The following is a 23,859-nucleotide window of genomic DNA, read 5'->3' on the forward strand; positions in this document are numbered from 1 at the left end:
TCATTTAAACGCCACAACAGACAAGAAATTCAAAAACTTAAACCAAGTCAAACTTCTATCAAATCCTGCTTGATTTAATCGCTTGTGATGCAAGCTTTCAGTGTCAGTAATTAACACATTCTCCAAGGCATTGCGTTTTGTGCTGATTTCCAGCTCACTATATCCATTAGCTCGTTTAAAATCGTAATAGCGTTCCACCAGCCAAGCATCATTTTGCTCATCAAGATTGTGCGTTTTTTCAGTTAAAATCAAAACACCACCCACGCTCAATGCGTCATAACATTTACTCAACAAAGCCAATCTTTTATCTGGTGCTAAAAATTGCAAAGTAAGATTTAAAATTATCATGTCGCAATTTTTTAGTTCTATATCACAAACATCATCTAAAATAAAATTAATCTGGTGGCTTGGGTAATGCTCACTCAATACCGCCTTGGCTTTATCAATCATTGGGGCAGAGATATCTACCGCATTGATTTGCAATTCATTGGGCTCAAATTTATCAGCCAGTGCAAACGACACCGCCCCAAGCGAACAACCCAAATCATAAATACGGCTGAATTTTTGCCCGTGTTCAACTTGACGAAAAGCACAATGACGGCGAGCAAAAATCGGTAGCATCGCAAGCATTTGCCCATAACCTGGTACACTACGGCGTATCATGTCAGGAAAGCAAGCAACCACCTCTTCATCAAAGGAAAAGCGGGCATATTTATCAAGGGGTGTGGTAAACAGGGTGTCATACCCATTTGTATTTGGGTTGGTTTTGATGCTCATAGAAGATGGTGAATTATTTTGTCATTTATGATATGCTTATTTTAGCATTTTTTTGTCATTTTCACTATTATTGGAAGTATTTATGGCTAATATTATTCTAGGCGGTGGCTGTTTTTGGTGTACTCAAAGCGTATTTTTGGCGGTCAAAGGTGTGCAGGCGGTAACCGCTGGCTATGCTGGTGGCAATAAAGATACAGCCAATTACGAGAGCGTCTGCACAGGTCAAACAGACCATGTCGAGGTCATTCAAGTCATCTTTGATGAGTGCATGATTGATTTGTCTGTCATTTTAGACATTTTCTTCACCACGCATGACCCAACCACACTAAACCGCCAGGGCAATGACATTGGTACACAGTATGCATCTGTCATTTTTTATACTGATGAAAAACAGCTTGATGTCATCAATGATAAAATCAACGACCTAAAAGCAAATGGTGTGGCCGTCGTTACCCAAGTTCGCCCTGCACCCACTTTTTATCCTGCCGAAGATTATCATCAAAATTTTTTCATCAAAAATCCTACACAAGGGTATTGCAATTTTGCCATTCCGCCAAAGCTGGTCAAGCTTCGAGCAAATTTTGAAGAGTATTTAAAATAAACAGCAAAACTTAGCTTTCAATATATTTTTGGGCCTCTTCTAGATTGACTGTAACCAAACTTGAGATGCCTGCTGTCGGCATGGTAATGCCTTTTAGTTCATCAGCGATTTGCATGGCAAGTTTGTTATGACTGATGAAGATGAATTGCACGCTGTCAGCAAGCTCATGAATTAAGCTGGTGAAGCGTGCAACATTGGCATCATCAAGAGGTGCATCAACTTCGTCCAATACACAAAATGGGGCTGGGTGTTGCTTGAAAATCGCAAAAATCAAACTTAAAGCGGTCAGCGTTTTTTCACCACCAGACAATACCGCAAGGCGTGAATTTTTCTTACCCTTTGGCTGTGCCATCAACACAAGACCTGCTCGCCATTTATCCGCTTTAGACAGATTGTCATCATCAATGAGTGCAAGACTTGCCTGACCACCGCCAAAAACCTTGCCAAATAAGGTATTTAGCTCTTCATTGACAGCGTTTAGTGCACCCAAAAATAGCGATTTTGTTTTTTCATCAATGGCACAAATGGCATCTTTTAATTTCACCATGCTTTGTGTGATGTCATTGATTTGACTGTCCATCGGAGAGACACGCTCTTCAAGCTCTTTGAGCTCTTGGGCTGCTGCCAAGTTGACCGCACCCAGCTGAGCAAGCTGTGCTTTAATGTCGTCAAGATGGGCGCTATTGTCTTTAAATTTGGGTGGCTTGGCACGAAAATCTGCCAAAGTCGATGGCAGGTTAAAGTTCTCATCAAGGCGAACCATCTCATGGGCCAAATCACTTAATCGACTCTCACCCACCGCCACATCTGCGGTGATTTGAGCAGATTGCGCCTGAGCTTTGGCAAAATTAGCATGAGCCTCTGTCAGATTCTCTTGAAGCTTAGCTTGCATGAGTTGTAAAGTTTTGGCGGCCGACTCATGTTCTTCGCTGGTGATTTTCAACATGGCAGTCTGAGCTTTTGCATTTTTAAACACCGCTTCTAGCTCAGGCAGTTTGGCAGTCAGCTTCTCTTGCGTGTCTTTAACCAGCTTTATGTCAATATCCGCCTGCTCGGCATTTTTCTTGGCAAGTTCAAGCAGTCGCTGACTGTGCGTTTTTTTCTGTGCCAGCGTATTAATTTTTAGTTGCAACGCTTGATACTCATCATTTAAGGTTTTGACCTGAGCATTCATTTCGTCCATATTTTTGGTCATTGCAAGCATCGCATTTTGAGCAGTCTCAAATTTTGGCAAATGCTCGGCAAGTTGCTTACAGATGTCATCAAGCTCCATCTCTAGCGACTTTAATTCCCCACTGATTTCATTTTTCTCTTCATCAAGCCGTGCTTTATTTTTGACAAAATTTTCTCGCTTAATGGCATCGGTTTGCACTGCGGCGGTCAATGTTAAGTGTGCTTGTTGTGCTTTATGTAGACTTGCTAAAATTGCTGTCATTTGGGCGGTACGCTCATCATGGGCAATTTTAAGATTTTCAAGCTGAGCGGTATGAGCCTTTAATGTCTTTTCACTGTTTGCCAATTCATCTTCAACGTCATTTAATTCATCTTCAAGCTCGGCAAGTCGCTGACTGTGCTGGGCTTTTTGACTCAGCACAGATGATTCTGCCCCAAAAGCACTGGTGTGCATCACGCCAAAGATACCAATCAGCCAGCCTGTTGCTGTCAAAATCAGCCGACCATCGGACGCCTTATTTTTAAGTTGTGCCAAAGCATTATCGGTCAAATCGCCATCAAAAAGATAGCAGTGATCAAAAAGCTTTAAGCGTGGCGAGTCAAACAATTGTCCAAAAGCAATCAGCTGACCATCATTCACGCCATAGCCACCACCTGTGGTAAAAATACTGCAAGTAGCATTTTTATCTTTAATGTCTGGCATGGACAAGACCGACCTAATTTCAACATCGTCTGAAACCTGAGCGTTGAGCCAAAAACCCAAAAATCCATCAAGCACGCCTGCAAATTTTTCTCCATGGCAACTTAATTTCACCACATCTTTTAGGCGTGGCAGATGCGAAAAATCACTCATCTCTTTGCCAACTTCTTGCACAACGGGCTTGGCATGGAGCATTTTATGCAAAATGTCGTATTCACTAGACAAAGCAGCATGGCGTTTTTCAAGAGTACCATACTCACTTTGGGCAGTCTGCACCAGCTTATTTAACTCATCTAGCTTATCTTTATCATCAAATTCTGCCAAAGAATCTTGGCGAAGTTTGAGGGTATTGATTTCATCAGACAGGCGTTTTAATTCATCATTATCCGTTGTATTTTCCTGTGCCAATGACTGCCCACTTATTACCAGCTCATTATGTCTTTTCATCCATTTTTCACGAGCATTTAGCACACGCAATTTTTGTGATTCGGCAAGTTTTTGGGCGTTTTCCAGCGTGTTTTTTTGTGCTTGCAAGGCATTTACTTCATCACGAACACCCTGCCAGTTGTCTTGAATTGCAGATAATTGAGATTTTTTGGTAGCCAAATTTTCACTAAGCATGGTTAAATTTGGTGTGATTTGATTAAGTTCATCATCAATTTTGGCAAGCTCATCTGTTGAATACTTGATGTCATCATTCGCCTCTGACTTAATGGTGTTTAGACGATGAAGCTTCTCATCAGATTGGCCAAGCTCTTGACTTACTGTATAAAAATTATGTTGGGCTGTTTGTTCTGCCATCTGTGCATTATGATACTTATCCTTTGCATCATCTTTTAGCCACTGCCCTTCGGCAACTTTCGCAGACAAGCGATCCAATTCAGCTTTAGCTTTATTGACAATATTGGTAAGCACAGTAAAATCATCGTTACTGCTTTGCTGTTCTAATTTTTTATTCTCATGATATTGCCACGCCTCAAAAATGCGTTTTAGCAAATCCTCTTTGTTAATTTTTTCAATTTCAGCGTTCAGCTCTTGGTATTTTTTGGCAGATTCTGCTTGACGAAGTAGCGTGCGTTGCTGTTTTTTCAGTTCGCCTTGCAGGTCTGATAGTCGCTCTAGGTTGTCTTTTGCCTCGTCTAGTTTCTTTTGCGTCTCTTCACGCCGTGCCTGATAGCGAGACACGCCAGCCCCCTCCTCAATGAATGAACGAAGCTCCATAGGGCTTGACTCAACAATACGCCCAATCATGCCCTGCTCGATGACAGCATAGCTACGAGCACCCAGCCCTGTGCCAAGAAAAACATCAATCACATCACGGCGACGCACTCGCTGACCATTGATGAAGTAATCAGATTTACCATCTTTGGTTACTTGGCGGCGGAGGGTCAACTCTTGGTACAAATTTAAGGCATGGCGAATGCCAGTCGTCTCATCTTGGGTATGCTCAAAGGTCAGCTCCACACTCGCCAAGGACTTGGCAGCTCGCCCTTCTACGCCTGCAAAAATCACATCACTCATCGCTCCACCACGAAGCTGTTTGGCAGAAGTCTCACCCAACACCCAGCGAATGGCATCAATGACATTAGACTTACCACAGCCATTAGGCCCTACAATGGCAGTAATGTCATGCTTAAAGGTAAAAGTAGTTGGATTGGCAAAGGATTTAAAGCCAGCAAGTTTTAAGGATTTTAGACGCATAATGAATGATAAAAATCTTAGGATAAAAGACAAGTATTATAGCAAATTTTACAAAAATTTTATCCAAGTTTCTTTTAGATAATTCGATCAATAAGCCCAGTATTTTTAGATTGGCAGAATATGCGGGGGGGGTAGAATATCGTGTATTTGATTAAAACAGTCTAGGGATTTATATGTTTTTTATTGACTCTTTGCTTATTAAGGCTATGCTAATAACTGGGATCAGATTTCACAGCGATACCGCCAAGATAAAAACTGGACTTGCGAAGAATGCGATGTAAACCTAACCAGCCATCGACAACTACTTGATGTTCATCATATAAATGGAGTCAAGCAACATAATCATTACAGTAATTTAAAAGTCCTATGCAAAGAATGCCATGGCAAACAGCCTTATCATGGTCATTATCTTAACAGCATTTCACAAGATGCCCTAGAAACCCTACGATACATCAAAAAAGAACAGGGCATCATTTAAAATATCACACCCAACAAAAAACCCTGCCATTTGCAGGGTTTTTTGTTGGGGAATTAGGCCATACTACCATACACCAACTGTATGCCTACCACAATCAATAGACAGGCAAAGGCTTTTTTAAGCGTAGCGGCTGGCATTTTGTGAGCGATTTTCGCCCCCAATTTGGCGGTAATGAAGCTTGCCATACTAATCGCCACGAACGCAGGCAGATGTACAAAACCAATCAACCCGCTCACAGACTCACCCATATTTGCCACATGACTTTGTCCAAACCACATAAAACCCAATGCCCCTGCGATGGCAATTGGCAAACCACAGGCAGCACTTGTTCCAACCGCTTGCTTAATTGGTAGGCCTGCGTGCGTAAGATAAGGGACATTCAGACTCCCCCCACCAATCCCAAAAATTGCTGACGCCATGCCAATCACCACGCCTGCAATACCTTGGTTAAGCGGCTTAGGCAAAGGCTTGATGTTCTCATCTGATTTTTTCATGAACATTTGTACAGACATGGCAATGGCAAATACGCCAATCAGCCCTTGCAAATACTGACCATGAATAAGGGTAGCCACCCACGCACCCAACAACGCCCCAAATACAAGACCAAAAGTTAGATTTTTAAACACATCCCAACGCACACCCCCTTTTTTATTGTGGGCGGTCAAAGAGCTGATGGAGGTAATGATGATGGTCGCCAGTGCTGTTCCTACTGAAACATGGGGGATAATCTCACTTGCAAAGCCGTATGCACCCAAAATCCACACAAGTGCAGGCACGATAATCAATCCACCACCCACACCAAACAGTCCTGCACACACTCCAGCAAACGCCCCTGCGATGACAAACCATAAATACATCATTTGTACAAATTCCAAATAAAATTTATGATATTATACCGTATTTTTCTCGTTTTGAAAAAATTATGTCTGATTTTCTCACGCTGATGACACATACTCATTTTACCAATATTGATAGCACCAATACCGCCTTGATGCACGCCATCATCAACGGTAAGTTATCCCATAATAAGCACCATCTTTATACCGCCGACCACCAAACATCAGGACGAGGACAGCATGGACGCTGCTGGGTGAGCGGTGCAGGCAATGTGTTTTTAACCCTATTCACACCAATCGGTCAAAATCATTTTGAACTGCACCAATTATCAGGTCTGTTGTCGCTTGCGGTAGCTTTTGAGCTTGGTGATTTAGCCATCATTCAAAAAATTAACCAAATCCGTCTTTTAAACAACCTATCCCCTGTTGGCATAAAATGGGCAAATGATATCGGCTTTTATGATAAATCTTTGGGTGTGTTTCATAAACTGGCAGGCATCTTGATAGAGCCTATTTTTAAAAAAATATCCAACAAAAGTACACTGGTTGGCGTAGTGGTTGGCGTGGGTCTAAATGTCAATACCTCGCCCACGATTCAAGATGGGCTGTATCAAGCGACTTGCCTAAAAATGCTAGACACTGCCATTAATATCCACGCCAAAGATTTATACACCCCAATGGCAAATGCAATACTTCAAGCGGTACACATTTGCAACAGATGCAAAGAACCAATGTATTTACAATATTTCATTGATAAATTCAATGCCCATCATCTTTTAAACAACCAAAACATACAAATTTTTATACAAAACAACATGACCGATGTATTTGCACAAGGCAGATGTATTGGCATTGGCAGTCAAGGCGAGCTACTATTGGCACATCATGATGATATCACACCCATTTATGCAGGCATGGCAAAAATTATTAAGGAAAATCAGTGAAAAAACTTTGGCTAGATTTGGGGAACACTCGCCTAAAATATTGGGTGGCTGATGACGATACCATCATCGCTCATGATGCAAGAGAGCATCTAAAAGCCCCCAATGAATTATTATTGGGTTTGCTTGGGACTTTGGCAAGCTTTGAGCCACAATTTATCGGCATTTCTAGCGTCTTGGGCGAAAAAATCAATAGCACAATCCACGAGACTTTGCAAATCTTTAATGTCCCATTCCAATTTGCCAAAGTCGATGCTCATCATGAGCTTTTGATGAGTCGCTACCATTCGCACCAACTTGGCGTAGATAGGTGGTTGCAAATGCTGGGGGTGGTAGATGCCCAGCAAAAACAATGTGTGGTGGGCTGTGGCACGGCTTTAACGATTGATTTGATTGAGCATGGCATGCATTTGGGTGGCTATATCCTACCCAATGTTTATATGCAACGCCATGCCCTATATGCTGGTACTCAGCAGATTGCTGTCAAGGCTGGACGATTTGACAGCATAGAGCTTGGGCGGACAACCTTTGATGCTGTCAATCATGGTGTGCTGTTTGGCATAGTAGGGACAGTGCGTACAATCATGACAGACCATCCTGACTTTACCATGACACTGACAGGCGGTGGGGCAGACATGATAAATCAACAGCTTAAAAACAAACTGCCTATCGAGCCAGAATTATTACTAAAAGGTCTAAAACGCTATTTTCAAGATTAACAAACCACACAATCGAACGCAACAAAAAGTTGCCAGTTTGGTGGTTTTTTAAAACCTAATTTAGCAAAATCGCAAAATAAAACAGAATCACACAACACAGCAGGCTTAATAACCATAGTACCGAACGCAACAACGGTAAGTTCTGTGCATACGCCATGCCATAGCCAATCCTCAAAAATACATACAGCCATGCAATCATGTTAATCACATTTTGTGGCACAAAACAATACATGGCGACCAAAACAGCTGCTAAAAATATTGGCAAACCCTCAAAGCTATTGGCTTGCACGGCATTTAGTCTGGCAGCCAGTCCTGTGGTTCTGCCCAAAAAATCCCTTGGATTGGCATTATCTGACATCTTAAAACCACCCACCATCTTAGCAAGTGCAGCAAATGCAAATGGTAGCAGACAAGCCACCAGCATCGCCTGAATTGCCAAACCAATCTTTGGCGAAAAGTTCGCCACAAACATCACAAAACCATTCATAATTTATTATTTCGCCATATTTTAATATCAGTGATATTAATATCATCAACTTTTTTAACTTTTTATTACAATCTCATAACCATGCGTGATATTCACGCCTCCATCGGCAAGCATCTTAGATGCAGAACAGTACTTATCAGCAGACAGCTCAATGGCCTTGGCAACTTGACTGTCTTTAATGTCCGAACCAGTAACCACAAAATGCAAATGAATGTCGGTAAATACCGCAGGTACGGCATCAGCACGCTTGGCAGATATTTCACAGCGGACATCAACAACCGCCTGTCTGGATTTTTTTAAAATACTCACCACATCATAGCTGGCACAACCACCAAGCCCCATCAAAATCAGCTCCATCGGACGCGCACCAAGTTCTTGCGATGAATCAATCATCACATCATGACCTGAACCGCTGGTCGCCTTAAAATTAATCACATCGTTTTTTAGCCATGACACGCTGGCATTCATATCAGTCATTTTATCGTTTTCCTATTTAGTTTAGTCATTGATAGTCAATGATGAGCTTATGAAGTATTTTATCAAGCAAAAATATTCTCTACTATGACAGCTTTTAATCATTTTTTCAAGTACAATCCTTTTTTTCATTTTTTTCATTTTTTTTTATTATTAAAATTAAAATTTAAAACTCATCTAGTCTCTGCCAGCTTATCATTTCAAATCATTTCAAGACCCAATCTATACCATCGCTTGAATAAAATCTTTGATTGATAGCATCAAAAACACCACAGAAACATTTTAATGCAAAAAAATATTACACTTTTTGTAAAAAATTTGTTTTAATAGTAGGTATGTTATCTGCCATGATTTGTGGCAGAATTTTTTAATTTTTTTTTAATAATGAGTTTAGTCATGATTGATTCAGACGGCTTTCGAGCCAATGTCGGTATCATCTTGGCAAATACACAAGGGCAAGTACTTTGGGCAAAACGCATTGGACACAACAGTTGGCAATTTCCACAAGGTGGCATCGATTATGGTGAGACCCCACTTGATGCAATGTATCGCGAACTGTACGAGGAGGTTGGACTACAACCACATCATGTTGAATTGCTCGCCGTAACAAAAGATTGGCTACGCTATCGCCTGCCAAAACGCTATGTTCGCACCAATCAAGAGCCTTTGTGCATTGGGCAAAAACAAAAATGGTTTTTGCTTCGCTTAGATGAAAATAACACCAAACACATACGCTTTGATACATCAAAACCAGAATTTGATGAATGGCAGTGGGTCAGTTACTGGTACCCACTAGACCAAGTGGTCGCCTTTAAGCGTGGTGTGTATCAAAGAGCACTGCAAGAACTGATAAAAGAACTCCCTTTAAAAAAGGAGCTGACTTTATCTTATTCTTAAGCCAAACAAAAAAAAGATCAGCCAAAAGCTTGATCTTTTTTTTATATCACTTACGGCATCATCTTGTTAAAATTGAAAAAAATTAGGTATTTTTTGCTATAATAAACAAAATTTTTTATAAAACATTCATCGTCTGGCAAATCACTCTATGGCAATTTTCCACCCACAATATAATCCTGTTGCCCTAAATTTGGGCTTTATTGAGCTACATTGGTATGGTCTTATGTACATGTTAGCATTTTTATCCGCCTATATTTTGGCCACTTGGCGTGCTAAAAAGTATGGTGATTTGAGCACTGAAATGGTGTCGGATTTGGTGTTTTTTGGTGCCATGGGTGTCATTTTGGGTGGTAGAATTGGTTATGTCATTTTATATAATTTTGGTGAATTCATCTCCAATCCCGCCTATATTTTTCGTGTTTGGGAAGGCGGCATGAGCTTTCATGGGGGCTTTGTTGGTGTTATCATTGCCATGCTATGGTTTGCCAAAAAATATCAAAAACACCCATTTACCATATTAGACTTTATTGCTCCTTGTGTACCGCTAGGTTTGCTATTTGGACGAATTGGCAACTTTATTAATGGCGAGCTGTGGGGGCGTGTGTCGCATGGCGATTATGCACACTTAATGTATTTTCCACAAGCGATTGCTGCCGATTACGAGCTGATTAACCAAAACCCAGATTTAATAAGCATTGCCACACAATTTGGCGAATATTACCTATTACCACGCCACCCAAGCCAACTTTATCAAGCATTCACCGAAGGCGTTGTTTTATTCATCACGCTGTGGTTTTTTAGTGCCAAGCCACGCCCACGGTACGCCATTTCTGCTTTATTTTTGCTTGGCTATGGCATCAGCCGATTTACCACTGAGTTTTTCCGCCAGCCAGACATTGGCTATGAGCTGATTTTTGGTTGGATGAGTAAAGGTCAATTATACAGCCTACCGATGATTTTTTTTGGTGTAATCTTGATGGTATTGGCATATAAAAATAAGAATTTTGATTAGCAAAAAAGCCCGATAAGAGGTCAACGATGAAACAATATTTAGAACTTTTAACCCACATCTTAAATACAGGCACCAAAAAAGGCGACCGTACAGGCACAGGCACTCAAAGCATCTTTGGTCATCAAATGCGATTTAATTTGGCAGATGGTTTTCCTTTACTGACAACAAAAAAAGTACACATTAAATCCATCATCTACGAACTGCTGTGGTTCATCAAAGGCGACACCAATGTCAAATACCTTCAAGATCATGGTGTAACAATCTGGGACGAATGGGCAACCGCAGAACAAACCGCTCGTTTTGATAGGCAAGCGGGCGATTTGGGACCAGTATACGGCCACCAATGGCGTAATTTTGGAGCAAGCAAAAATGATGATGGCACATACAATTTGGACGGCTTTGATCAATTAAAATCTTTGATCAATGAAATTAAAACCAATCCCAATTCTCGCCGTTTGATTATTTCAGGGTGGAATCCAATTGAGGCCAATCAAGTTGCCCTACCGCCTTGCCATACTTTATTTCAGTTTTTTGTGGCAGACGGCAAATTGTCGTGCCAACTTTACCAACGCTCAGCAGATGTATTTTTAGGTGTGCCATTTAATATTGCCAGCTATGCTCTTTTGACACATTTGATTGCCCAAGTGTGTGATTTGCAAGTGGGTGAATTTATCTGGACAGGTGGCGATACTCATTTATACAATAACCACATTGAACAAGCCAAACTGCAATTGAGCCGAGAGCCCCTACCGCTATGCCAATTGCAATTAAATCCAAAAATCAAAGATTTGTTTGCGTTCACTTTTGATGACATACAAATCACAAACTACCAATCGCACGAAAGAATCACAGCACAAGTGGCGGTATAAAATGACTTTATCTGACATCAAACACAGGTTAACCCAAAAAAATATCCAGCTGACCCAAGTGGTTGCTTTTGACCGTCATTATTGTATCGGCAAAGACAATCAATTGGCATGGCATATTCCCGAAGACTTAAAACACTTTAAAAAAATTACGACAAATGGCGTGATCATTATGGGTCGTAAGACTTATGAAAGCATAGGACAAGCCTTACCAAATCGTGTGAATTGGGTCGTTACCCAAGACAAAAATTGGACTGCTGACGGCATTAAAATCGCCCACAGTATTGAACAGGTTTTGGAGCTGGCAAGCCAAGATGTGCTCGGCGGTCAAAATAGTGAACTGTTTATTATTGGCGGTGGTGAGATTTTTAAACAGACTTTGCAAATTTGTGATAAATTACAAATCACTCGCATCGATTTAGATGTGCAAGGCGATACTTTTTATCCCAACATTCCACCCAAATTCGTACTTACCAACAGCGAAAGTGGCATGAGCAAAAAAAATGGCATAAAATTTGTGTTTGAAACTTATGTCAAGACTGCCTGACAAACGATTCTCCTTTGCTCGGATTGTCTGTTTTTTAACTTTGTCTGTTTGTTAACAATGCTAATAAAAAAAATGCTAGAATAAGCCAACCTCCAATTAAAAAAATTATACAGCCATGCACTATTTACCCATCTTACCCATCATTCTTAGCACCTCTATCATCTGTATCACCGCCTGCTCGCCAAAAAGCGAATATCAACGCATTGAAGGCAAAACAATGGGGACAAGCTACCACATCACCTTCAAAGCAAACGAACAAGACATCACCGCCATTAAGTCTGTGATTGATGAACGATTGGACGATGTCAATCAAAGCCTATCCACCTACATCAAAGACAGCACCATTTCCAAATTCAACCGTTTACCCAGTAACACACCGCTGACGATTGATAAAGACTTTATCAAGGTGTTTAATGATAGCCAAACCATCTTTACAGCCAGTAATGGTAGTTTTGATCCCACGGTTTACCCACTTGTTGAGCTATGGGGCTTTGGTGCCCAGATGAGTGTTGAACGCCTACAATCCCCGCCCACCGATGATGAAGTCAACGCCCTAAAAAACAGAATCGGATTTGAAAAAACCGTCTTGCAAGGCAACAAACTTCATAAAACGCACGATGGCGTCGGATTGGATTTTTCAGCAATTGCCAAAGGTTATGGCGTAGATGTCATTGCAAGCGTACTGTCAGAGCAATACAAAATTAATGACTACATGGTAGAAATTGGCGGAGAAGTTGCTACCAAGGGTAAAAATGACAAAGGCAAGCCATGGACCATCGCCATTGACGCCCCCATCTTAAATAGCTCGGTACAAGACCGTGAAATATTTACCACCATCAGTCAACAAGAAAACCAAACACTTCATCTTGCCACCTCAGGTGGTTATCGCAATTCTGTTGAATTTAATGGCGTGCGATACAGCCATACCATCAACCCTAGTACCGCCAAGCCTGTGGTAAACTCTGCACCAAGCGTTACCGTCATGCACGACAGCGTGGCATTGGCCGATGGCTGGGCAACTGCACTCACTGCCGTGCCATACATTGATGCACTAAAAATGGCAAACAAACACAACATCAAGGCGATATTTATCATCACACAAGCAGATAAAAAAGGCTTTGAGCTTGTCAAGTCAGACGCATTTGTCCAAAGTGAAAAAGTTAAAAAATAAAGCAAAAAAACAATAACAAAAAACAATAAAGTGTAGAATACTGTTTTGACTTTATGTGTCGTGTATCTTACAATGTCTGGCAAATGATCAGTTAGGATTTTTTTATGGCAACCTTTTCTCCAACTCTACAATTTCCCAAACGCTGGCTTGCCACACCAAGCCCTGTCAAACAAATCTTTCATCAAGAGCTTGACGACATCATTCATATGCTTGGCAGCGAAATATCCGCCAAGGACTATCAATTCACCAACCAAAATTTTGGCGATGCCGTAGCGGAGCTATTAAACACCCCCTCAGAGTCGTCTGCCAAACCAGCCAAACTGGTGCACAGCTTTGATAGTACATCATTAACCATCAATACAGATGATGATACAAGTGGGTTTGATAAAGAAGAGCTGTCGGAAATACAAAGACGCATCACCACCAAGTTATCAGCACAATTAGATGATTTTTTAACAGAGCATCTGGCACAGCTGTCAGAAGATTTAAAATCTTGGATAGATACCGCCATTAAAAATGAACTCAGCGATTACCGCAAAACAGACACAACCAAGACATAATACTTGTAAACATTACCAAAAACTTAAAATGAGAAAGCCATGAGCCGTCCAAATGACATCATCATCATTGGTGCAGGTCCTGCTGGACTTGCTTTTGCCAGATATTTTAAAGGCACAGATTTACAAATCACCATCATTGATAAAGCCGATTTAACCAGCATTGAAAATCCTGCCTATGATGGTCGAGAGATTGCACTGACACATCGCTCAAAAGAGATTCTGCAGAACTTGGGTGTGTGGCAACATTTTGATGATGGCGACATTTACCCTCTAAAAGAAGCCAAAGTCTACAATGGCGACTCTCATTATACTTTACATTTTAAAGTACCAAAAGACTTAAAGCTATTAAGCTCTGCCGATAGATTGGGCAATTTAATTTCCAATCACAACATTCGCAAGGCTTTATACAGTGAGGTTAAGGATTTACCAAATGTGCAATTAATGACTTGTGCCAACATAAAAAGCATTGAAACAAGCGACCACAACGCAAGTGTAACTCTTGCTGACGGCACAACTTTACAGACACGCTTACTGATTGGTGCAGACTCTCGTATGTCATTTGTGCGTCGCACACTGGGCATTGGTGCACAGATGAATGATTTTGGGCGTACTGTCATCGTTTTTCGTGTCAGCCACCCTCATTCAAATCAGGCAACGGCCCAAGAATGTTTCTTTTATGGGCGTACACTTGCGCTTTTGCCCTTGCATGATAATTTAACCAATTGCGTCATCACCCTAGACAACACTCAAGCCAATGAATTGCTCGCCCTATCGCCCGATGAGCTTGCCAAAGAAGCTCAGCGTATGATGAACGATAAACTCGGCACTTGCACCATTGCAGGTACAGTGCACCACTACCCACTCATGGGCGTTCATGCCAACACCTTTAAGAGCAACCGAGCCGCTCTCATTGGCGATGCAGCGGTTGGTATGCACCCTGTAACAGCACATGGTTATAACTTAGGCTTGATCAGCGTGGATATCCTAGGAAAGCTCATCATTGATGCTCATCACCAAAATCTTGATATTGGTGCACCAACACTTCTTGCCAAATACAACCTACGCCACCAAAGCCATACACGCCCACTATATCACGGCACCAATACAATGGTCTCATTATTTACCAACGATGCACGCCCCATGCATATCATACGCAATACCGCTCTAAGAATCAGCAATAATTTACCGCCCATCAAACGCTGGATTACAGGGCAATTAACGGGCAAATAGGCAAGATGGTACGCACTCATTGATTGACTGATTTGTCATTGACTTGATTTTAGGCATGTAACGCTTTATAAATTGTGCCTGCCAACACTTTGCCAATGCCCTTAACACTGGCGATTTCAAGCTCGGAGGCACCAATGAGTTGCTGTATGCCACCAAAGTGGTTTAATAAATCACGACGCCTTTTTTCACCAAGACCTGGAATGACTTCTAGCACAGATGAGCCACGGGCTTTGTCTCTTTTTTTGCGATGATTGGTGATGGCAAAACGATGTGCCTCATCACGAATATGCATGATCAGATGCAACGCCTTACTGTCCATCGGCAAATCTATTGGCTCATGATCAATAAAGTGCAATACTTCAAGCCCTGCCTTACGCCCTTCACCTTTTGCCACGCCGACAAGTAAAGTTTCATCAAGCCTGCCAAGCTCGGTCAGTACCTCCTTGGCAATATTGAGCTGACCTTTGCCACCGTCAATAAGTAACAAATCTGGCAATTCATGCTTAACATACCGACGCATTAAAACCTGACGCATCGCCGCATAATCATCACCAGCTGTGATGTCGTGAATGGCGTACTGTCGATAATCTCGCTTACGAGCACCTCCTGAATCAAACACCACACAAGACCCCACTGCTGCCTCACCCATGGTATGGCTGATATCAAAACATTCAATACGGTCAATGATGCGATTTGACACAGATGCCAACATCAATTTAAGAGCGGTAAATCGAGATTTTAATTCATAATAATCGCTCATTTTTGCTTTTAATGCATTATCTGCATTAAGCTTGGCAAGATCAAGCCATTCGGCACGATGTTTTTGTACACGGTGCTTGATTTGTGTTTTTTTATTAAATTGCTCGCTTAGCAACTCACCAATGGTCTGTGCATCAGTCAGTACTTCGCTAACGATAAGCTCACTTGGCAAATCATCACTGACTTGAAAATAAAATGACAAAATAAACTCACTCAGACGCTCAGCATTATTTTCCTCGCCAATCACCACCTCATCAGGAAAGTAATTTTTCCCACCTAACACTCGCCCACCACGCACGGTCAAAACATGAATGCAGGTTACGCCCGATTTATGACTGATGGCAAACACATCCGCTTCACCACTTAGCCGAAATACCGCTTGGCGAGCCTGCATTTCGCTAACCATTGTAATACGATCACGATAAAATGCCGCTTGCTCAAAGTTTAATTCTTCTGCTGCTTTTTCCATCTTAGCAACAAGCATTTGTTGTACTTGAACATTTTCACCACCTAAGAATAACAATGCGTCATTCACATCTTCTAGATACTCTTTATGCTCAACCAACCCAACACATGGTGCCTTGCATCGTTTGATTTGATATTCTAGACAGGGGCGTTTTCTGGTATTAAAATAGCTGTTGGTGCAATTTCGAATCATAAACAGCTTTTGCATGAGCAACAAGGCCTCTTTTGCACCCGCTGCTGATGGATAAGGACCAAAAAAACGCCCATGTACATGATTGCCCTTGCCACGCCCAAAACCCAAGCGTGGAAACTTGTCCGTGGACATGAACACATACAAATAAGACTTATCATCACGCAAAATGACATTATAAGGCGGACGATACTCTTTAATCAGGTTTTGCTCAAGCAACAAAGCCTCGGTCTCACCACGCACAATGATGATTTGAATGTCATAAATTCGTTGCACCAGTGCGCGTGTCTTTGGGTGTTCTATCGTCTTAGCAAAATAACTACTGACACGATTTTTGAGAGATTTTGCCTTGCCCACATACAAAATCTCGCCATTTTTACCAAGCATTTTATACACCCCTGGTAGATTTGGCAGAGATTTTAAAATGGCAGACAAATGGGAATGTCGGTCAAAATCATTACTTTGGCAATCTAAAGCATCATTCATAAGTGGCTTATTCTTAAAATTTTCAACAATGACATAAGAATATAAGGGAAAAATCAGCTTTTACAAGACAAAAAACCCCGCCAAAAAGCAGGGTTTAATGAGTAAAAATTGTGCATTATGCAACTTTTTTTGCACCCAATTTTTCTTTGATACGCGCAGATTTGCCAGAACGGTCGCGTAGATAGTAAAGTTTTGCACGGCGCACATCACCACGACGCTTAACGCTGATGCTGTCAATCAGTGGTGAGTGTAGTTGGAATGCACGCTCTACACCGATACCGCTTGAAATTTTACGAACAGTAAAAGATGAGTTCAGACCACGGTTACGCTTAGCGATAACCACGCCTTCAAACGCTTGTAGACGCTCACGATCACCTTCACGAACTTTTACTTGTACCACAACCGTATCACCTGGTGCAAATGCTGGGTGGTCTTTAAGTTGTGAATTTTCAATGTATTGAACTAGGGGATGTTTATTGCTCATAGCAATCTCCAATCAAACGACATAGGCTCATACTTTCTTAAAGTGGTTAAAAAGTCGCATATCGTATCATCATCATGCAGTCATATCATCAAACTGCCAACCCAAACCACATGGGCAAAAAACTCTATTATTCTACTAAGTTTTTACTGTTTTTTCAAGCGGTTTTTAAAATATAATGACCATTTACATTAAAATCTGGTGATGGCATAACATAAAAAAATTTGCAAATTTTCTCAAAAAAATTATCAATATTTTGTAAATACATACCGATTCAATCAACAAAAAACCTTTACAACAATCACTCATCATCAAGTGATTTTAGCCACTTCTCCTGTTCCTTGGTGGGTGTAAATTTTGCCCACAAATCAGGTCGGCGTAGTTTGGTGCGTTTGACTTGCTGAATAAAACGCCATTTGGCAATATTGGCATGATGTCCAGACAACAACACTTCTGGGACTTTTTTTCCATGAAAATCAAGAGGTTTGGTGTAGTGTGGACAATCAAGCAAACCATCAACAAAACTATCTTCTACAGCAGAATTATCATCACCCATCACACAAGGCAGACGCCGAATGACGCTGTCCATCACTATCATTGCAGGCAACTCACCACCTGTAAGCACATAATCACCCACCGAGATTTCAGCATTAACATACTTTTCAAGCAGTCTTTCATCTACACCTTCATAACGCCCACATAACAAAATCATGCCATCATGCTTGGTAAGTTTAAGTACGCCTGATTCATCTAGCGTCTGGCCTTGTGGCGACAGGTAAACAACAGGACAAATTGGATTGTTAATATTCTGATGCTTAAAATACTTTTCTGCTAAAGTTTGAGCATACAAGATTGCTTTTTCTAGCGGTTCTGCCATCATCACCATGCCTGGTCCACCACCGAAGGTACGCTCATCAATGCGTTTATAGTTATCTGTTGTAAAATCACGAGGATTGATGGTATGCATCACCACCTGCCCACGAGATACAGCACGCCCTGTAATGCCAAAGTTACGAACTGCATCGAACATTTGTGGCATGATACTAATGACCGCAAAAAACATCATCAACTCGCCATTTAATAATCACTGCCCCATGCTACAAACATGGTTTTTTCAATCAAATCCACCGAAAGTACGATGTCTTTGTGCCACGGAATCAGCCTATCCTCATCATCAATACTGTCTTTATTGGATTTAACTGAAATGATCTCATGCGCCCCTGTCTCAAACATTTGCTTGATCTCACCAAGATTCTCACCTTCTTCATTGATGACTGTAAGCCCCACCAAGTCCGACCAATAATATTCATCTTCATCAAGTGCAGGAAGAGCGTCTTTATGCACCCAAACCGTTGTGCCATTCATGGTTTCAGCAACATTGCGGTCAGCAATTTCAACAAAGCTTGCCACCAAACCAGAACCTTGTTCACGCCAGTCCTGAACGGTTAAAGGCTTAAAACCAGTTGCTGTTTTCATCCACCAAGGCGACATACCAAAAACATCAGCACGGTTATCCATTTCACTAAATACCCATAGCCAACCCTTAATGCCATACGGTTTTTTTAAGGTAGCAATTTTAATGAGCTCATCAGCAGGTGGCGCACCCAACCCATCACGGCGAAGATTTGGTTTTTTCATCATGTCTTTATCATCATTTGCAGATTGGTCAGTAAAGATAAAAAATCGGCTTGCGTCCTAGTTCAATGAATCAATGAACCACACAAACCGATTTTTTTAAATTTAAACGGTTGACAAAAGTCAATCGTATTAAGCAGATTGCTTGGCTTTTACCAGTTGAGCAACACGATCAGAAGGCTGTGCACCTTTTGCAACCCAAGCATTATAAGCATCTAAGTCAATACGAAAAGTCTCTTCTTGACCACGAGCCAAAGGATTGAAGAAACCAATTTTTTCGATGTGGCGACCATCGCGTGCAGCACGCTTGTCAGCAACAACTACTTGATAAAAAGGACGTTTTTTTGCGCCACCACGGGCCAAACGAATAACTACCATGAGAAACTCTCTTTTCAAAAATAAGTAAAAAATTTGTTGCAAGAATTGGGAAATCGCCCGTCTGTCGCTTTGAGGATGAGCCGATGACAAACCAGACCATTAAAAGGATTTCAATTATACCAAAAAAATTTTGCCTTTCAAAGTAAAATTCACAAAATATCGCATTTTTTACAAAAAATACAAAACAACAACCATTACTTTACCCAAAACAAAACAAACAAAACAAACAAAAAAGATGAATAATTGCGAAAAAACCATCAAGCTGTGATAGAATCAGTACTCTGCGACACTCAAAATCATTCAATATACGGCCATGACGCACCACACCAAACACATTTTTATCAAACTGCATTATCTTTTACACTCAAACGCCTGGCAAACAATTTTGGTGGTATTCTTTATTGTGTTTGTGAGCATTGGGCTGTCGCTTTGGCTGTTTTGGCGAAGTTTGTATTTGCCAGAACTAAAAAACCACGCCAATTATTTGGCAAGCGAATTAAGCCTGCTTGATGATGCACACAACAAATGGCCCAATGATTCTAAAATACCAGCTTGGCTTGAAGGCAATAGCCACATTCAAATTATTGACAATCCCAATGACTTTCCTGACATCACCGATAAATTTTTTGCAAGTATCATAACTAACATACTCGACCAAGAAGTTGAAAATAAACTTGGGCGTGATGTGGAGGTATATTTTAAATTCAAACCAACCCCAAAGCTGTGGATTCAAGACAGCAAGCACCCTGATGTATGGTTGCGTGAGCCTGTGGCCTATTATTCGCAGTACAGCACAGGAGTATTGGCAGGATTTTTACTGGGCTTGCCATTTTTAACACTACTTACAATCTTTATACTGGTGCGTGGGCTAAACAGACCACTCAAACGGCTTGAACAAGCTGCCATCAATTACATTCAAGAAGGTCATGCCACCGCACTTGCCACCGATAAGGGGCCGCGTGAGATTCGCCGAGTAAATACCGCTTTTAATCAACTGTTCATGACGCTAAGTCAAGCCCAAAAAGAACGCACCATCATGCTTGCTGGCATCAGCCACGATTTACGCACGCCACTGACTCGTATGCGACTGACGGCCGAAATGCTTCCTGATGAATTTTTCCGTGAAGGGCTAGTGTATGATATTGAGGATATGGACGCCATTTTAGAGCAGTTCATCTCTTTTATGAAAGATGGATCTGATGAACCTGTGCAACCGACCAATCTAAACACGATTTTTAAGGAAGTCATGGTGCAATTTTCTGACACACGCTTTGTTTTTGAATGCGATGTTACCCAAGATGTACCAGTGCGTCCGCTGTCGGTTAAGCGTTTGATCATTAACCTTGTTAATAATGCCATTCGCTATGGTCGTGAGCCGATTCATATTGGGGCTACCATCATCTCCCCAAACGCAGAAGCAGGTGATCATGCTCAATTGCAAGATTCATACACCAAATTTCCCACACTCATCATTCATGTCAAGGATGAGGGTCAGGGTGTGGCAGATGACCAACTAGAACGCATCATGCAACCTTTTGAGCGAGGCGAAACTGCTCGCACCACACAAGGAAGTGGACTGGGACTTGCCATCGTCAATCGCATTGCACGCTTACATCAAGGTGTGGTAGAGGCTTTTAACCACCCAGATGGTGGGTTGTGCGTTAGGGTCAAAATGCCACTCACCACTCAAATCATCAACGAAAGTATTGATGACGAACAGGTTTAAACAATCAACCCAAAAAAATTAATTCTCAGCAAAATATTCTTGATGGGTCAAACACAATCAGTCGATTGGTTTTTATTGCTAAACTCATTAATATGACTGACCAGCCACAATCTTATCCGCTTTGGCCTGAGTCAGCTCATCAGCAGCGATGGTAACACCTGCTTGCTTGGCAGGCCAGTCCATGATGAATCGTGCACCTTTTAAAGAAGGGCTTTCATCAACTTTTAGATCAGCACTAAACCAAAAGGCAATGCGTGAGACAATAGATAAACCCAAACCATAACCGCCTGATGCACGAGTACGGCTGTCATCCAAGCGTGCAAATGGCACGAAAATTTTCTTGCGATCTTCTTGTTTAATTCCCTGTCCATCATCTTCTACGCTTACAAAAGCACGACCCTTAACCACTCCTGCACTGATTAAAATCGTGCTTTTGGCATAACGCATGGCATTGCCAACTAAATTTTGCACCACACGATGCAGATAACGCCTATCTGCCATCGCTTGCGCCTTAGAAGATGACAGTTGAATTTGTATCTCAATTTCTTTGCCAAGTGCGTTGGTCTCTCGTCTAATTTGCTCAATCAGACCCTCTAAATTCACCATCTCCCAATCCATCTTTGGTGCACCTTCTTCAAGCTTGGCATATGTCAAAATCTCATCAATCAGCTCGTTTAAAGCCTCAATATCTTCATCGATATATTTTTTTTGGCATTGCCTAGACTCATAATCATCGTCATCAGCCAGCATATCCACCGCAAAACGAATGCGTGCCACAGGTGTTCTTAGTTCATGGGATACTGCACGCGTCAGCTCACGCTGTGCTTCAATCAACCGCTTAATGTGTCGAGTCATGACATTAAATGTTGATGACAACTGAGAAATATCATCATGCCCCACGACCTGAACCTGAGTATTAAAATCACCTTGTGTTACTCGGTTCACCCCTGCTTGCAGCAGCTGTAAACGACGCTCAAGCGGAAATATCAGACCATACACACCAAGACTGACCAACAAAATGCAAATTAGGACCATACTGACAATAAGATTCAGCGGAAACCAATTAAACAAATCCACAGGACCAATGACAATCACCTCATCATCATTTTCCGTTGCCATTACCAGTGTAATCAATGAATTTTGAGCACTGTTGCCATCTTTATACAAGATAACAGGTTCATCTCTACGAAGGCGTGCAATTTGACCAGGGTCAATACCAAGAGATTCGATATGCTTAATCTCAATTGGATAGGTGAATTTTTGACTTAAAAATTGCAAGCGTTTTTCTTTGGCCGATACAGTTGGGTAATAAAACAAATCATCAAACAAAAATATTGTCAAAGCTCGCACTTGACGCTCATTAATCTGCGAAATTTTGACAGTAATCAGGTTATTTTCGTTGGGGATACGATGGTAAATGGTCGATTCTTTAGTCGCTGGGTTATAGCGGACAACGGTTTCATCATGGTTGATACGACGAATTTCCCGACCCTTAAAATCCACCATATGCATAGGCACAACAGTGAATGTCTCACCAAACAAACGGCTAGCATCAGATAACCAATACTGACGTCGATCTTCCTGCTGGTGTGCCAAACCTTGGCTTATGAGATGAAATACGCCCGTAGAAATTTTTTCACGGTAAGATTGCAGTCGCTCTTGATTGATGGAGTCAACAAGCAAATAGGTAAAAAACGCCACCGCCAGACAAACAAGCAAAAGCCCTGCATAAATACGAAAAAAAATACTACGCTCAGTTATGGAAGTCAGTGCCATAATAAAAATCACCCTCATAAAATAAAAGCCAGCAATCGCCAGCTTTTATTTTTAATCAGTTACCTTCCTTGACGAATAAATAGCCCTTACTACGAACCGTCTTAATGCGTTTTGGATTTTCTGGATCATCACCAATTTTTGGGCGAATGCGAGAAATTCTCACATCAATCGAGCGGTCTTGACCATCATATTCAATGCCACGCAGACGCTCAAAGATATCCTCACGAGACAAGATTCGACCAGAATTTGAAGCAAGCAACCAAAGTAAGTCATACTCAGCACTGGTAAAGTCTACCAACTCACCATGTAATGTTACTGAACGACCGCCATTATCAATCACCAAATCACCAAACTCCAAACGCTGTGGCGAATCTGCAGAAGGAGCTGTCTCAGAGCGACGAAGTAACGCACGAATACGAGCCAGCAATACCCTTGGTTGTACGGGCTTTGGCACATAATCATCTGCACCCATTTCAAGACCCAGCACCTGATCCATGTCTTCTGTACGAGCAGTTAGCATCAAGATTGGGTTTTGATAATGTGGGCGTACCTCACGACAAACTGTCAAACCATCCGATCCTGGCAACATCACATCAAGCACCACCAAATCTGGCTGCTCACTAATGATACGACGAATCGCACGAGTACCATCCATCTCAATGGCAACATCTAAGCCATTTCGTCTAAGATAGTCTTGAGTCAGTACTGCCAATCGTTCATCATCTTCAACAATGAGAATTTTTGGAATGTCTACTTTATCTAAATTTGGTATCGTTGTCGTCATGAATTATCC

The 23,859-nt window shown here is 41.5% G+C and carries 23 protein-coding genes; 11 read left to right on the forward strand and 12 right to left on the reverse strand.

Going from position 1 to position 23,859, the window contains the following annotated elements; translation table 11 throughout:
* Complete coding sequence (gene cmoA, locus U9670_RS02160) at positions 1-777, reverse strand: carboxy-S-adenosyl-L-methionine synthase CmoA (RefSeq protein ID WP_323841658.1); 777 nt, start codon at positions 775-777, stop codon at positions 1-3.
* An 82-nt stretch (positions 778-859) separates the two neighbouring features.
* On the opposite strand from cmoA, the gene msrA reads away from it, so the two are divergent.
* A complete protein-coding gene (gene msrA / locus U9670_RS02165) occupies positions 860-1,378 on the forward strand; it encodes a peptide-methionine (S)-S-oxide reductase MsrA (RefSeq protein ID WP_323841657.1) in 519 nt (172 codons plus the stop codon).
* 10 nt (positions 1,379-1,388) lie between these two features.
* Here msrA and smc read toward each other — a convergent pair whose 3' ends face one another.
* Both smc and U9670_RS02175 read right to left on the reverse strand, forming a co-directional pair.
* On the reverse strand, positions 1,389-4,952 hold the full coding sequence (gene smc / locus U9670_RS02170; RefSeq protein ID WP_323841656.1) for a chromosome segregation protein SMC: 3,564 nt from the start codon (positions 4,950-4,952) through the stop codon (positions 1,389-1,391).
* 531 nt (positions 4,953-5,483) lie between these two features.
* The gene (locus U9670_RS02175) at positions 5,484-6,290 is read right to left on the reverse strand and encodes a sulfite exporter TauE/SafE family protein (protein ID WP_323841655.1); all 807 of its coding nucleotides are present in this window, start codon (positions 6,288-6,290) and stop codon (positions 5,484-5,486) included.
* A 62-nt stretch (positions 6,291-6,352) separates the two neighbouring features.
* Here U9670_RS02175 and U9670_RS02180 point away from each other — a divergent pair, with 62 nt between their 5' ends.
* Both U9670_RS02180 and U9670_RS02185 read left to right on the forward strand, forming a co-directional pair.
* A complete protein-coding gene (locus tag U9670_RS02180) occupies positions 6,353-7,210 on the forward strand; it encodes a biotin--[acetyl-CoA-carboxylase] ligase (protein WP_323841654.1) in 858 nt (285 codons plus the stop codon).
* The gene (locus tag U9670_RS02185; RefSeq protein WP_323841653.1) at positions 7,207-7,926 is read left to right on the forward strand and encodes a type III pantothenate kinase; all 720 of its coding nucleotides are present in this window, start codon (positions 7,207-7,209) and stop codon (positions 7,924-7,926) included. Before U9670_RS02180 ends, U9670_RS02185 begins: the two co-directional genes overlap by 4 nt.
* A gap of 55 nt (positions 7,927-7,981) precedes the next feature.
* Here U9670_RS02185 and U9670_RS02190 read toward each other — a convergent pair whose 3' ends face one another.
* A complete protein-coding gene (locus U9670_RS02190; protein ID WP_323841652.1) occupies positions 7,982-8,413 on the reverse strand; it encodes an MAPEG family protein in 432 nt (143 codons plus the stop codon).
* Positions 8,414-8,467: 54 nt separating this feature from the next.
* Complete coding sequence (locus U9670_RS02195) at positions 8,468-8,881, reverse strand: OsmC family protein (protein ID WP_416381506.1); 414 nt, start codon at positions 8,879-8,881, stop codon at positions 8,468-8,470.
* Between the two features lie 402 nt (positions 8,882-9,283).
* Here U9670_RS02195 and U9670_RS02200 point away from each other — a divergent pair, with 402 nt between their 5' ends.
* From U9670_RS02200 to ubiM, 7 genes are all read left to right on the forward strand, one after another.
* Positions 9,284-9,784: an RNA pyrophosphohydrolase gene (locus U9670_RS02200; RefSeq protein WP_323841650.1), complete on the forward strand. Its 501-nt coding sequence runs from the start codon at positions 9,284-9,286 to the stop codon at positions 9,782-9,784.
* Between the two features lie 148 nt (positions 9,785-9,932).
* Complete coding sequence (lgt, locus tag U9670_RS02205; RefSeq protein ID WP_323841649.1) at positions 9,933-10,796, forward strand: prolipoprotein diacylglyceryl transferase; 864 nt, start codon at positions 9,933-9,935, stop codon at positions 10,794-10,796.
* Positions 10,797-10,822: 26 nt separating this feature from the next.
* On the forward strand, positions 10,823-11,665 hold the full coding sequence (locus U9670_RS02210) for a thymidylate synthase (RefSeq protein ID WP_323841648.1): 843 nt from the start codon (positions 10,823-10,825) through the stop codon (positions 11,663-11,665).
* 1 nt (position 11,666) lies between these two features.
* A complete protein-coding gene (locus tag U9670_RS02215; protein WP_323841647.1) occupies positions 11,667-12,209 on the forward strand; it encodes a dihydrofolate reductase in 543 nt (180 codons plus the stop codon).
* 115 nt (positions 12,210-12,324) lie between these two features.
* A complete protein-coding gene (locus tag U9670_RS02220) occupies positions 12,325-13,380 on the forward strand; it encodes an FAD:protein FMN transferase (protein WP_323841646.1) in 1,056 nt (351 codons plus the stop codon).
* Between the two features lie 104 nt (positions 13,381-13,484).
* Positions 13,485-13,940 (forward strand): hypothetical protein, encoded by a 456-nt coding sequence (locus U9670_RS02225; protein ID WP_323841645.1) that lies wholly within the window; start codon positions 13,485-13,487, stop codon positions 13,938-13,940.
* Positions 13,941-13,979: 39 nt separating this feature from the next.
* A complete protein-coding gene (ubiM, locus tag U9670_RS02230) occupies positions 13,980-15,170 on the forward strand; it encodes a 5-demethoxyubiquinol-8 5-hydroxylase UbiM (RefSeq protein WP_323841644.1) in 1,191 nt (396 codons plus the stop codon).
* 49 nt (positions 15,171-15,219) lie between these two features.
* On the opposite strand, the gene uvrC is transcribed toward ubiM, so the two are convergent.
* From uvrC to rpsP, 5 genes are all read right to left on the reverse strand, one after another.
* On the reverse strand, positions 15,220-17,070 hold the full coding sequence (gene uvrC / locus U9670_RS02235) for an excinuclease ABC subunit UvrC (protein ID WP_323841643.1): 1,851 nt from the start codon (positions 17,068-17,070) through the stop codon (positions 15,220-15,222).
* A 115-nt stretch (positions 17,071-17,185) separates the two neighbouring features.
* Entirely contained in the window at positions 17,186-17,554 is a 369-nt protein-coding gene (gene rplS / locus U9670_RS02240) for a 50S ribosomal protein L19 (protein ID WP_323841642.1), read from the reverse strand.
* A gap of 298 nt (positions 17,555-17,852) precedes the next feature.
* Positions 17,853-18,614 carry a tRNA (guanosine(37)-N1)-methyltransferase TrmD gene (gene trmD, locus U9670_RS02245; RefSeq protein WP_323841862.1) on the reverse strand — a complete coding sequence of 254 codons (762 nt, stop codon included), beginning with the start codon at positions 18,612-18,614 and terminating at the stop codon, positions 17,853-17,855.
* A 14-nt stretch (positions 18,615-18,628) separates the two neighbouring features.
* The gene (gene rimM / locus U9670_RS02250) at positions 18,629-19,189 is read right to left on the reverse strand and encodes a ribosome maturation factor RimM (protein WP_323841641.1); all 561 of its coding nucleotides are present in this window, start codon (positions 19,187-19,189) and stop codon (positions 18,629-18,631) included.
* A 129-nt stretch (positions 19,190-19,318) separates the two neighbouring features.
* Positions 19,319-19,564 carry a 30S ribosomal protein S16 gene (gene rpsP, locus U9670_RS02255; protein ID WP_323841640.1) on the reverse strand — a complete coding sequence of 82 codons (246 nt, stop codon included), beginning with the start codon at positions 19,562-19,564 and terminating at the stop codon, positions 19,319-19,321.
* Positions 19,565-19,877: 313 nt separating this feature from the next.
* On the opposite strand from rpsP, the gene U9670_RS02260 reads away from it, so the two are divergent.
* The gene (locus U9670_RS02260; RefSeq protein WP_323841639.1) at positions 19,878-21,290 is read left to right on the forward strand and encodes an ATP-binding protein; all 1,413 of its coding nucleotides are present in this window, start codon (positions 19,878-19,880) and stop codon (positions 21,288-21,290) included.
* Positions 21,291-21,377: 87 nt separating this feature from the next.
* Here U9670_RS02260 and U9670_RS02265 read toward each other — a convergent pair whose 3' ends face one another.
* Positions 21,378-23,066, reverse strand: a complete 1,689-nt coding sequence (locus U9670_RS02265) for an ATP-binding protein (protein ID WP_323841638.1) — start codon at positions 23,064-23,066, stop codon at positions 21,378-21,380.
* 55 nt (positions 23,067-23,121) lie between these two features.
* A complete protein-coding gene (locus U9670_RS02270; RefSeq protein WP_323841637.1) occupies positions 23,122-23,850 on the reverse strand; it encodes a response regulator in 729 nt (242 codons plus the stop codon).
* Positions 23,851-23,859 lie beyond the last annotated feature (9 nt).

The sequence above is a fragment of the Moraxella tarda genome, from assembly GCF_035181405.1.
Classification (GTDB): domain Bacteria; phylum Pseudomonadota; class Gammaproteobacteria; order Pseudomonadales; family Moraxellaceae; genus Moraxella.